This window comes from Telluria sp. LT1R51-2, assembly GCF_059685775.1.
Map to the genome: position 1 here is coordinate 2,014,778 of NZ_JCASIM010000001.1, position 12,573 is coordinate 2,027,350.

Genomic DNA, 12,573 nt, shown 5'->3' on the forward strand with positions numbered 1-12,573 from the left:
GTCTGCCTGTCGGCTGAAGTTGGGAGGATCGTTTTTAGTATGCCATAAAACGTTCCAATGCGGCTAGTCCACATCTCCAATTTGGCCGGACCAAATATGAATGGCCTGACCAAAGTGACACAAAGCGCAACGCTGTGACAGCGTCACGGGCACGGCACGCTACCGGGTGAGCGGTTCAGCAATCAAGGGAATCATTGGGGTGACAGCGGTGGGTGCGGCCTGTGCGGACCGCGACTCCGGCAGGATACTGAAGGGGGTATGGTCTGCAACGACGGCCGGGGCATCACTCGCCTGGCGATGAATCAGGCACCGGGGACGCTGCAGGCAGCAGCATCCCCGGTGCCGACAGCATCAGTGATGCGCCAACTTCAACGGTGCCGGGCGGCCACCGCTGATCGACATTGGCGTCGACGTGTCCAGCTTGAACACCGCCAGGGCTTCCGACAATTGCGCGGTCTGGTCCGTCAGCGAGGTGGCCGCTGCCGATGCTTCCTCGACCAGGGCCGAGTTTTGCTGCGTCATCTGGTCCATGTCGCTGATCGCCAGACCGATCTGCTCGATGCCTTCGCTCTGGCGCTGGCCGGCGTCGCTGATGTCGCCCATGATTGTCTGCACGCGGCGCACCGCGGCCACGATCTGCTCCATCGTGCTGCCTGCCTGGTCCACCAGCGCGCTGCCGGCGTCGACCTTGGAGACCGAGTCGCCGATCAGCTCCTTGATTTCCTTGGCGGCGGTGGCACTGCGCTGGGCGAGGTTGCGTACTTCGGAGGCCACGACCGCGAAACCGCGGCCCTGCTCGCCTGCCCGCGCCGCCTCGACGGCCGCATTCAGCGCCAGGATATTGGTCTGGAACGCGATGCCATCAATCACCGAAATGATCTCGACGATCTTGGTGGCCGACGTATTAATGGCGCTCATCGTCAACACGACGTTGCCCACCACTTCACCGCCGCGCGTGGCAATGTCGCTGGCCGTCACCACCAGGTCTTTGGCCTGGTTGGCGTTGGCGGCATTGGTACGCACGGTGTCGGTCAAGGCTTCCATCGCACGGGTCGTGTTTTCGAGGCGACCGGCCTGCAGTTCGGTGCGGCTGGCCAGGTCGGCATTGCCACTGGCGATGTCGCCACTGGCCGATGCGATCGTGTCGGCCGAGGTCTTGATGCCGGCCACCATATTGGCCAGGCGATCGCGCATGTCGGACAGCGCGGCCAGCAGGCTGCTGTTGTCGCCCGGTTCGATACGGATCGCCATCGACAGATTACCGTCGGCGACCATGCGGGCGATGTCGCGCGCATATTCGGGTTCGCCGCCCAGTTGCTGCCAGACCGTGCGTACCATGAACCACGAGACGGCGATCAGCACGGCGATCACGATCAGGCCGGTGACGATGGTGACCGTCACGACATTCGTCACGCTGGTTTCGCTGCGCGTGATGCCGGCCTTGAATTGCTGCTGCGCTTGTTCATTGACCTTGGCGACGTCGGTCGTCAAGGTCGCGAGCGTCGACTGCATGCGCGTCACGACCGCCTGCGGATCGCCCTGCTCCATCTCGAGCATGATTTTGGCCGCCGAAACGGCCGGTGCGTAATACTGTTCGAATTCTTTGCTGAGGCGTTCACCGGTTGGTCCCATGCCGTCGATCTTGCCGAAGCTGGCCAGCTTGGCCCGTACCTTGTTGGCCTGCTCGCCAACCTGCGTCAGGCGCGCCTTGTCGCCTTCGCTGACAGCGTCGCGCAAGCCATTGGTGACCGACTCGATGTCGCCCGCCAGTTCCTTGCTGATGTCGAGCGCCGGGTAATCCACGCTTTCGGTGGTGTGGATCGAATTGAGTGCTTTGTTGGCGATGCCGGCACTGACGGCAACCCCGAGGGTGAAGATGATGGCCGAGATGATCGGCAATGCCCAGATCCTGCGTTTGATACTCATGCTGCCTGCTCCTGAAGTCAAAACCCGCCGCACGCGCGGCGGGGTACCGATAAATGATCAGGAACCGGAGTAGACCACTTTGACCGACGCGTCGACCGCGCTCTTGTCGATATAGCCGATTGCTTTCGGGTCAGCCGCGACCGCCTTCTTGACGCCGGCGTTGTCGCCGACTTCCTTCGGCATCGTGGCCTTGCCGGTGAAGACCAGCTTCGACCAGAGGGCCTTGATCTGCGACGGATCCTTGTCCGTGACCTTCTTGTAGAACTCGGCACGCGCCGGCGCATTTTCGGCCTGGTCGACCGGGGTCATCGCGGTCGATTTACCCAGGAAGAACTGGGACACCTGGTCCTTGGTCAGCGACGACTCGGCAGCTTTCGCATTGACGACGACGACGACTTCGGCAGCGGCCGGCAGTGCGAGCAACAGGGCGCTCAGGATCATGCTTGCTTTGAACATTTGATTCATTGGTAATTCCTTAGAACACGAAGTCGATTGCGACTGCGCCGACGGTCACCGGCCCCTTGAAGCCGGGCTGGACGTTGATGAACTGGCCATTGCCTTGCGGCTTGATGCGATCGATCTGGACCTTGAGTGCGGCCGAGTTCATGAAGTCCCAGCGCACACCGATGCTGTCGGTGGTCTGGCTGGTGCCATCGATGGCCGTGGTCAGCGTGTTCATCAGGCCCGACAGCGCCGCCAGCGTTGGCGCGCACACGAACGAGGCACCTGCCGGGCAGTTCGCAGGAATGGTGTTGGTCACACCCTTCGACATGATCTTGGCGCGGGTGTAGTACGGCAGGAACTTGCCGATGCGGTAACCACCCATCACGTAGAACGACTTGGACGAACCCAGGAACGAATCCGGCATCTTGCGCTTGGCGTATTCGGTCAGCACGACGATATTGTTCCAATCCATGGACAGGCCAGCCGACGTGAACGTGTACTTGCGATCCTTGGTCCTGAGCAGCTCGCCCATGTCCGCCACTTGCGGGACGTTGAATGCGGCAGCGGTATTGTTGAACGTGATCACGGCGGCGTCCAGTTGCGCGCTCTCCGACGACAGCTTGGTACCGCTACGACCCACGCGCACGATGAACGGGCCATGTTCGGCCGTCAGGTTCAGTGCGTACTGGTCGCGGGATTCGGCGGTTGGGCCGCCCGAGGTCTTGAAGTCGCTGCGGCCGTAGGCGGCGGTCGCCGTGACGGTCGTGTCGGCGTACTGCTGCTGCCAGGTGATGTCGGCGCCGTCGATGTTATTGAGCGGCATCTGCGAATACAGTTCCTGCGGCGGACGCAGGAAGGTGTTGGCGTAGCCGACGTTGCGGTATTCCGAAATCATGAAGGCCGGCATCGCCATGCGGCCCACGCGGATGCTCAGGTCGTCCGACAGCTTGGCCTTGACGAAGGCCCACGACAGTTCGGCGCCGAAACTGTCTTCGCCGTCCTTGCGCACCAGCCCCTGGCCGGTAACCGACAACCAGGAGTTGATGGTGTAGTCGGCCTGCAGGCCGAGGTTCGAATCGACGCCGGTGCGTGGATCCTTCTTGACACCGGACGACTGGTTCGAACGGGCGAATTCAGCCTGGTCGGTATCGGAGAAAGTAAGGGCACCGGTGCCGAAACCGCTGATACGAACGGCATTATTGTCTTGAGCAAAGGCAGATGCGACGGCGAATGGCAAAGCGAGTGCCACCACGATTTTACGTGTTTTCATAATTTCCTGGGGAATGCGGTGAAGTAGTTTATTGAATGCAAAAACGGCGACATGGCCTGCGCCGCATCGCATTTGCTGAGGCAATTGTATCCATGTAGAAACTGTTGCCGCAACGAAAATTCACAAAAAGTCACTTTATCTGTTCAATAAGTGTGATTTTGTTGTGAACTTCTAACGCATTATTGCAATTCAATTACTTCAATCGCTTTCCAACACAGGAGATAACACCAGGCTGCGACCGGTCGCCGCAGCCTGGTACTGCCCTGCGCTACCGGCCCGTCAGAATGCCGTCCTGACACCCAGCACGACACGCCTGCCTGGCAACGGCGCAACGTCCTTGAGTACCGATGTCGACAGGCGAATATCGTCGTTCAGGATATTCTTGGCCAGGACGAACCAGGTCAGGTCGAGCCCCTGCACGCGCTGCGTGTAGGACAGGTTGGCGTCGAGCTGGTTGTACGCCGGGGTGTCCTGGTTTTCGTTGGCGGCCAGGCGATCCTGCCCGCGCGCATGAACCAGCGACAGGCCGCCGCGCCACGCCCCCTCACGGTACCCGACGCTGGCGCCGATCCGGTCCGCCGGCTGCAGCGGCAGGTTGCCACCGCCATCGGCGAGCTTGCCGCGCGAGGTGTCGCCAAACAGCCGGCCCGACCAGCCAGCGCCGGTCGGATTGTAGGTCAGCTCGGCTTCGGCACCATGAATGCGGGCACGGCGCTGCTCGAACGTGCGGGTGCGCAGTTCGTCACCCGGGTTGCCATCCTCATCGACCAGGTCGCTGCCAATCCGGCCGAAGATGTAGTTGTCGATGTTGTTGCGAAACAGGTTGGTTTTCCAGCGCACCAGGCCCGTGTTCTTCTGCAGCGTGAGTTCGACGTTGCGCGAGGCTTCCTTGCCGAAGTCGGCATTGCCGATATCAAAGGTCGCGGTCGCATCATGCGGCCCGGCCGAGTACAGTTCTTCGATCGCTGGCGCGCGCTGCGCGTACGACAGCGTCGCACCGACGCTGTAGCCCGGCATGAACGGCCAGGCGGCGCCCAGCGAGCCGGAGCCAAGATCGAAGGTGCGCTGCCTGCCGCCCACCGGCTCGCGCTTGACGTTTTCGTAGCGCGCGCCGGCGCTCATGCGCAGCGGCCCGGCATCGCCCTCTTCCACCATGAACAAGGCTGTCGTTTTGGAGTGGGTCAGCGGCACTGTGTCCGGTCCGCCTTCGGCATTGAGCGCCGAGAAGTGCGTGTTTTCGGTCTGGGCACCGATCGTGCCGCGCAGACCGGCAATGGCGTCGTGCGTGAGCTCCAGCCGCGTTTCCAGCGAGCGGTTATTGAAGAGCACCTCGGGACCGTCCTCGCCCAGCTCGGCGTGTTCGTAGTCGGTGTAGCCGGCCTTGAAGCGCAGCGATTCGACACCCTTGAACGGCTGCTTCAGCATGCTGTCGAAGTCATAGCGGTCCTGTTTCTGGTCGATGCGCGAACCTTCGGCGCTCGGAATCCCGTACAGGTTGGTCAGGTGCGATGCCGACACGCCGGCGTAACCCCAGTCATCGACCCACGAGGCGCCGGCCCCAAGGTTCTTTTCGCGCGTATCCGAGTGCGGCAGGCGGCGCATCGCCGAGTCGGCGTCCTGCAGGACCCGGCGGTCGGGAATGCGATAGTCGTCGGTATCGCGCCAGTTGCCATCGACGTGCAGCGCGATCTTGCCGCTGGCGGCGTCCGCGGTGCCGGACACATTCTTGCCGTTGTCGCCCGTGCTGTAGCGGGTCTCGACCTGGCCGGTGGGCGTGGCTTCGAGATGGGTCGGAATGCGCTCGTTGACGATATTGACCAGGCCACCGATCGCGCCCGAGCCGTACAGCAAGGCAGCCGGGCCGCGCAGGATTTCGATCTGGCGCGCGACCGCGCCCTCAGCCGACACTGCGTGGTCGTTCGACAAACCCGACACGTCGGACACCGACATGCCGTTTTCCAGCATTTTCACCCGCGAACCTTCCAGGCCACGAATGATGGGACGCGAGGCGCCGGCGCCAAAGGCCGAGGCCGACACGCCGAGCTCCTGCGACAGCGTCTCGCCGAGTGAACTGCCGGCCTTGTCGCGCAATTCGTCCCCGGCAAGTACCTTCGCCGGGGTCAGAATCTGGTCGTTTTCACCGTTGCGAAACGGTGACGCAGTGACAATCACCTGCTGGGTGTCGGCGTTGCGTACCGACTGGGCCTGTGCCGGCATGTTCCAGGCGAGCAGGATGGCGCTGGCAAGCAGCGTACGTTGAATATTCATGGTGACAACCTCGAGCAAAATGGGTGCGAACGGCACTGCCATGGCGACGCCACGGCAATACATCGATAACTGCAGATCGAATCAGTTCGCCCGAGGGGGACCGCGCGGGAGGCATGCGCGTACGGGCTGCACGCGCGCGCATTCGGTGCCCAGCGCCAGTGGGCCGGCCATAGCCGCTTGCGGTAGATGGCCAATGTATTGCGGCAGCGGCAGCGCGACATCGAGCTGGGCGCCGGCTGCGCATTCGGCGCAGAACTCCTGTAGCGCAGGCGCATCCGGCTGGCCACCCGCCTGCTGCATGCTCTGGCGTTGCTGCGCCGGGTGCCAATGTGACAGCCCGTGCGCCAGCGCCATCTGCTGCGAGACGAGCAATAACAGCGATAGCAGGCAATGAAGAATGGAACGTGGCATGCGGGGCGAATGGTGGTTGGCCCGCGCATTCTACGTGATGGGAGCCGGTTGCGACAGCAACCATCAGCAATTGCGAATTAGTTGCATTGAACAGGCGTGGCGGCGACGAGCGCTCTGCATCAGGGCCCGCCGCCCCGGCGGGCTCCGGACAGCAGTGCTCATTGGACCATAGGATGTTCCCGGTTATACAGGGGCAAAATCAGTCCTGTTGTGGAGAAACGACCGGAATAGCGACTGTCCTTACGGCATGGTCAAGGTTGCTGGTATCCTCGCGGATCACGATTTCTTCCGATTTACCACTGTGATATTGCTCGATCCTACCACCGTCGTTCTTACGTCGACCATGATGGCGGCGGCGATGACCGTCGTGTTGTTTTCCGCGTACCGTAGCTTCCCTGCTGAAGTGCGGGGATTGGGCCACCAGGCGCTCGGCATGTTGTCGCTGACGGCCAGCGGGGTGCTGTTCTGCGTGGGGCCAATGATGCCTGAAGGGCTGTTGCTGTTCGTGGCCAATAGCACCATGCTGGGCGCTGCCGGGCTGATGCTGATCGGCACCCAGTTATTCTATGGCCGTAAGCCGAGCTGGTGGTGGTTGGCGCTGACGTGGGTGGCCGGCATGGTCTGTCTGATCGGCTGGTACGTGATCACCCAGAACTACGCGTTGCGGGTCGCCGTGTTTTCATTGCTGACGCTGTCGTTCTACGCGGCGCAGCTGGTGCTGCTGGTGCGCCATGGTGAACGCCACTTCTCCACCTGGTTCTTCGGCTCGCTATTGCTGGTGCAGTCGATGGTGCTGCTGTTGCGGGCAGTTGCAGCGCTCAATGGCGCGGTTGGCACCAGCAACGCCAGTAACGGCGCGGTACAGGGGGTCTTCCTGCTGACCGCCAACTTCATGACGCTGATGATGGCAGTCGGTTTCATGACCGTCGCCACCCGGCGCCTGCAGGTTGTGATGGAGCACCGTTCCTGCACGGACCCGCTGACCGGGGTGCTGAACCGACGCGGTTTCGCCGCCGCCTACCGGCGCGAGGTCGCGCGCATGAAGCGCCACGGCGCGCCCATCTCCCTGCTGAGCATCGACCTCGACTTCTTCAAGACCATCAACGACCAGCACGGCCACGCCGTCGGCGACCAGGTACTGGAGCATGCGGCGCGCATCACGACCTCGGCCCTGCGCGAGATCGACCACGTGGCGCGCTTCGGCGGTGAGGAATTCATCGTGCTGCTATCGGGAACCACGGCCGAGCGGGCGAAAGCGATGGCGCAACGCATCCAGGCGTCGCTGTTTGCGGCGCGCGGCGGCGACGTGCCGGATTACACGGTCAGCATCGGCATCGCCAGCCAGCAGACCGCAGACGAGAGCCTGGAAGCCCTGATGGCGCGCGCTGACGCCGCCCTCTACCGCGCGAAGGCGGCCGGCCGCGACCGCAGCGAGGCGGCATAAGGGCGCAGGCTCGGCGGCATGCGGCACTGGGCATCTGATGGCCAGCGCGGGCAATCAGGCAGTTCACGATCTGTGGTCGTATAAGGTAAACCCGGTCGCTGGGGCTGCTCGCGATGCTGCCGCATGATCGATTAGCTGCCAGCGCGAAAGCCGGGATCCGATCTTTCAGTCATTCACGACAAATTCCTCGACCACGCGGCACGTACGTGGATTTTGGTGGTTTTCAAAGCTGACTCATCGAACTTGGTGGTCAGCTCCTTACAGCGATTCGCCCCGAAAGATCACTGAACGGCTCACACTGGCCCCCGGCGACAGCACGGTCAAACCGGGATAGCCCGGCATGTTGTGGGCGTTGATCGGATGATCAACCGGCTCGAAGCAGAAGAAGTCGCGGCCCGGCGGCGCATAGAGGATGAAGTAATCCATCGCCGCCTCGATGTGCAAACCCACGCCCCGCCCCGGCCAGCGCACGCGCGCGACGCCATCCCAGCCGGCGAACGCGTTGTCGACGGCCTCCTTCGGCAGCGGCGCGAACGTGCGGTAGTCCCACGCAGGCGGCACGGCGCGCCGGCTCGATGGCAGCTTGTCCGGGCCCGACAGCCAGACTGCATCGGCCCGCGCCTGCAGCTGCGCGCCGCCCGGGTCGGGCAACCAAGGGTGCAGACCAAGGCCGAATGGCAGCGCCACCGTGCCCGCATTGCGCACGGTGAGTTCCACGATCAGCGCATCGCCATCGAGCGTGTAGCGCAGCGTGGCGTCATACGCGAGCGGCGCAAACGTGTGGCGCGTCAGGCGCAGCAGGATCGAATCGAACGTCAGCGACTGCACGTCCCACGCCTGCTGCCAGCCATCGCCGTGAATGGCCACCTTTTCGCCCGGGCGGTTCGGTGTCGGCACATAGCGCTGGCCGTCGTACTCGAAGCCGGATGGCGCGATCCGGTTCGACCACGGCACCAGCGGGAAGCAGGCCAGCTGGCCGGGCTGCGGCATGTCGGTGACATCGGGCGGCAGGCCACGCAGCAGCGGCACCGGCTCCGCGCCGCGCAGCCAGTCCAGGCGCGCGAGGCCGCCGCCGATCTGCGGCACGATGACGGCCGACAGGCTGCGGTTTTGCAGCACGAGGCGTTGCAGCATGGGGCGCGCCGCCGGCATCAGTATTGCGGGCCGTCGAGCAGGAACTTGCCGCCCTGGTAGATCGTCGTCACATCGTCCGGGGCCGGGAACTCGGCCGAATCCGGGAACAGGTGCGCGAACGTGCGCGAGCTGTCCTTCGGCTTGAAGCCCAGGTGCGCGACCAGGCGGTTATCCCACCAGACGCTGTCGTTGTCCGACATGCCGTAGACGATCGTGTGGCCCACGCGCGGCGCAAACAGCGCGCAGCGCAGCAGCTCGGTCAGGTCGTCATACGAGAGATAGGTGCTCATCATGCGCTTGTTGGCCGGCTCCGGGAAGCTCGAGCCGATCCGCACGCAGACGGTCTCGATGCCGAAGCGGTCGTAGTAATAGCGCGACATCTGCTCGCCGAACACCTTCGACAGGCCGTAGTAGCTGTCCGGGCGCGTCGGCGAATTCGCGTCGAGCATCTCGGTCGTGCGGTGGTAGCCGATCGCGTGGTTCGAGCTGGCAAAGATCACGCGCTTGGTGCCAGCCTTGTGCAGCGCCTCGTACAGATTCGCCACGCCCAGGATATTGGCCTGCATGATCGGCTCGAACGGCTTTTCGGTAGACACACCGCCGAAATGCAGCACGGCATCCACACCCTCGAGCAGCCTGATGACCGCTTCCTTGTCGGCCAGGTCGCACTGGACGATTTCTTCACCTTCACGGGCGTCGCCCATGTCGACGACATCCGACAGCCGCACCACGTCGGCCCACGGCTTGATGCGATCGCGCAGCACCTTGCCCAGGCCGCCGGCGGCGCCGGTCAGCAGGATGCGTTTGAATGGTTTGCCGACTTTCTGTACTGCTTGGGTCATGCCCGTCTCCTCATGTGTTCTATTAAATTCTGCCGCGACCTTGTCCGGGGAAAGTATGCCATACAACATCGAAAAGTGGCTAGTCCAGCTTGCGATTTTGGTCAGACCAAATTAGAATGAGCCGACCAAAAGAGCGTTACCTGCACTTCCCGAACACAGGTAATACAACAGTGAATATCACGATGCCGATTGGAGACAAATGAAACTGCACTTCGTTGCCGCCCTGCTGGGCTGCGCATTGGTATCCTCGCCCGCGCTGGCCCAGGGTCAATACCGCAATACCGACAACACGAACCTGGGCGACGCCGGCGAAGGCACCTACCCGATCCCCTACAAGAAGCCGGTGGTGGCCGAGGTCACCGCCCAGTTGCAGGCGATCCGCGCCTTCATGGACCACGCGACGCCAACCCGCATCGTCAGCAAGCGCACCGGCCAGCCGATCACGGACCTGAAAAAGCCGAGTGCGGACGCCATCTTCGAAAAGAGCGCCGGCGACTACGGCATCCAGGTGTACGAGATGGGCGTGGTGCATTCGGGCCTGCTCAAGGCGGCCCAGGTCACCAAGGACCCCGGCTTTACCGCGATGACCAAGCGCCACTTCGCCTTCTTTGCCGAGACGCTACCGTATTTCCGCGCCCAGGAACAGCAGTTCAAGCTCGAACGCGGCAACAGCTTCTCGCGCTTTCTCGATCCGCGCTCGCTCGACGACGCCGGCTCGATGTGCGCGGCCCTGATGCGTGCGCGCGCCGCCAAGGTCGGGCCAGACCTGAAACCGATGATCGATACCTGCAGCGACTGGGTCGCCAAGCGCCAGTTCCGGCTGGACGACGGCACGATGGCCCGCAAGCGCCCGCAGGAAGTCTCGCTGTGGGCCGACGACATGTACATGAGCATCCCGGCGCTGGCCGAGATGGGCCGCCTGACGGGCGAGCGCGCGTACTTCGACGATGCAGTCGCTAACGTGATGGGCATGTCGAGCCGCATGTTCAATCCGCAGCTCGGCCTATACACGCACGGCTGGCATGCGAATCACCCGGACGCGCCGCGTTTCTACTGGGCGCGCGCCAATGGCTGGGCAGTGCTGGCGATGTCCGACCTGCTCGACGTGCTGCCGAAGGACCATCCGGGCTACCCGAAAGTGCTGGCGCAACTGCGCGCATCGCTCAAGGGCATCGCCGAACTGCAAAGCGGCAGCGGCCTGTGGCACCAGATGATCGACCGCAACGACTCGTATCTCGAAACCTCGGCCAGCGCGATCTTCACGTATGTGATCGCGCATGCCGTCAACGAGGGCTGGGTCAGCCCGACGACCTACGGCTCGATCGCGCAAACCGGCTGGAACGCGCTGTCGACCCGCATCACGGCGCTGGGCCAGGTCGAAGGCACGTGCGTCGGTACGACGCTGGCCGGCGACATGGTCTATTACTACAACCGCCCGACCAGCGTGGATGCGCTGCACGGCTATGGCCCGATGCTGCTGGCCGGCGCCGAGATCATCCGCCTGGTGACGAACCCCGCGTTCGAAGTGCAGCACAAGGTGCGCACCTACCACTACATGCCCAAGGGTGGGCAGACCGATTACCGCGAACACCACTGACCCTGGAGTGACATCATGAACCGACTCGTACTCGCCGCGCTGCTCATTCCCGCAGTGGCCGCGCCGCTGGCGCACGCCCAGGCGGATGGCATCCGCGTGACCGTCCAGCAGGACCTGGCAATCGCCCGCCCCTCCGAAACCATCTCGATCCCGTGGAAGGACGTCAATGCCGCCCTGCCCGGCGCGATGGTGCAGAAAATTGCGGTGAAGGATGCGCGTGGCCGCGTGCTGCCGCACCAGGTGACGAATATCGCGCCACAGGCGAAGGACCCGAAGCACGAAGGCGTCGCCTACGGTGAACTGCTGTTCCAGCACAGCTTTGCCGCTGGTGAGAAGAGCGCAAACTTCACCATCGAACGCATCGACGGCGTCGCCCCGCCTTTCCCGATCAAGACCTTTGCGCGTCAGGTGCCCGAGCGGCTGGACGACTTCGCGTGGGAAAACGACAAGATCGCCCACCGCACGTACGGACCGGCGCTGGCAGCGCCCGCGCCGGCCGGCGTCGTCAAGGAAGTCCTGGTGACCAGCGGCCTGGATATCTGGTTCAAGCGCGTCGATTATCCGATCGTCGACCGCTGGTACAACAAGGGCCACGATCACTATCACAAGGACCAGGGCGAAGGCATGGACATGTACAACGTCGGCAAGTCGCGCGGTGCCGGCGGTATCGGCGTCTGGAGCGGCGAGACCTTGTACCCGGGCGTGAACTACGCAACCTTCAGGATCCTGGCCAATGGCCCGATCCGCACCGTGTTCGAACTGCACTACGCACCGTGGGACGCGAACGGGCGCCAGGTCAGCGAAGTCAAACGCTTCACGGTCGACGCCGGCCAGTGGTTCGACCGCATCGACAGCACCTTCACCGCCAGCGGCGACGGCCCGCTGACGGTGGCCGTGGGCCTGAACAAGACGCCGGCCGACAAGGGCCAGTCGCCAAAAATCGCCACCACCCGCGACGGCAAGGTGCTGCTGCAGTGGGTCGAGCAGACCAGCAACGACGCGTTCGGCACCGCGGTCGTGCTGCCAGCGGCCGAAGGCTTCGCCCAGGATGCGCTCAACGACCTGATCGTTGCCAAAGCCACGCCGGGCACACCGCTGCGCTACTACGCCGGCGGCGCCTGGCGCCGCGCGGGCGAGATCACCAGCCGCGAACTGTGGCAACGCGAGGCGGCAACCGTCGCAGCGCGCGACGCCAGCCCGGTGCGCGTGACCATCGCACCGACCAAAGGAAACTGAC

General features: G+C 63.6%; 10 protein-coding genes. 3 read left to right on the plus strand and 7 right to left on the minus strand.

Annotated features, from left to right (window positions below):
• Positions 1–351: 351 nt before the first annotated feature.
• From AC56LH_RS08845 to AC56LH_RS08865, 5 genes are all read right to left on the minus strand, one after another.
• Positions 352–1,926 carry a methyl-accepting chemotaxis protein gene (locus tag AC56LH_RS08845; RefSeq protein WP_499645598.1) on the minus strand — a complete coding sequence of 525 codons (1,575 nt, stop codon included), beginning with the start codon at positions 1,924–1,926 and terminating at the stop codon, positions 352–354.
• A gap of 57 nt (positions 1,927–1,983) precedes the next feature.
• Complete coding sequence (locus AC56LH_RS08850; protein WP_499645599.1) at positions 1,984–2,391, minus strand: hypothetical protein; 408 nt, start codon at positions 2,389–2,391, stop codon at positions 1,984–1,986.
• A gap of 10 nt (positions 2,392–2,401) precedes the next feature.
• Positions 2,402–3,640, minus strand: a complete 1,239-nt coding sequence (locus tag AC56LH_RS08855) for a porin (RefSeq protein ID WP_499645600.1) — start codon at positions 3,638–3,640, stop codon at positions 2,402–2,404.
• Between the two features lie 279 nt (positions 3,641–3,919).
• Complete coding sequence (locus AC56LH_RS08860; protein WP_499645601.1) at positions 3,920–5,908, minus strand: TonB-dependent receptor; 1,989 nt, start codon at positions 5,906–5,908, stop codon at positions 3,920–3,922.
• 81 nt (positions 5,909–5,989) lie between these two features.
• Positions 5,990–6,319: a hypothetical protein gene (locus AC56LH_RS08865; protein WP_499645602.1), complete on the minus strand. Its 330-nt coding sequence runs from the start codon at positions 6,317–6,319 to the stop codon at positions 5,990–5,992.
• Positions 6,320–6,620: 301 nt separating this feature from the next.
• On the opposite strand from AC56LH_RS08865, the gene AC56LH_RS08870 reads away from it, so the two are divergent.
• Positions 6,621–7,763: a GGDEF domain-containing protein gene (locus tag AC56LH_RS08870; protein ID WP_499645603.1), complete on the plus strand. Its 1,143-nt coding sequence runs from the start codon at positions 6,621–6,623 to the stop codon at positions 7,761–7,763.
• 258 nt (positions 7,764–8,021) lie between these two features.
• On the opposite strand, the gene AC56LH_RS08875 is transcribed toward AC56LH_RS08870, so the two are convergent.
• Positions 8,022–8,897 (minus strand): aldose 1-epimerase, encoded by an 876-nt coding sequence (locus AC56LH_RS08875; RefSeq protein ID WP_499645604.1) that lies wholly within the window; start codon positions 8,895–8,897, stop codon positions 8,022–8,024.
• Between the two features lie 17 nt (positions 8,898–8,914).
• Positions 8,915–9,739, minus strand: a complete 825-nt coding sequence (locus AC56LH_RS08880) for an NAD-dependent epimerase/dehydratase family protein (RefSeq protein WP_499645605.1) — start codon at positions 9,737–9,739, stop codon at positions 8,915–8,917.
• A gap of 199 nt (positions 9,740–9,938) precedes the next feature.
• On the opposite strand from AC56LH_RS08880, the gene AC56LH_RS08885 reads away from it, so the two are divergent.
• Both AC56LH_RS08885 and AC56LH_RS08890 read left to right on the plus strand, forming a co-directional pair.
• Positions 9,939–11,336: a glycoside hydrolase family 88/105 protein gene (locus tag AC56LH_RS08885; protein ID WP_499645606.1), complete on the plus strand. Its 1,398-nt coding sequence runs from the start codon at positions 9,939–9,941 to the stop codon at positions 11,334–11,336.
• Between the two features lie 15 nt (positions 11,337–11,351).
• Positions 11,352–12,572 (plus strand): BT3233 family polysaccharide utilization protein, encoded by a 1,221-nt coding sequence (locus AC56LH_RS08890; protein WP_499645607.1) that lies wholly within the window; start codon positions 11,352–11,354, stop codon positions 12,570–12,572.
• The last annotated feature ends 1 nt before the right edge of the window (position 12,573 follow it).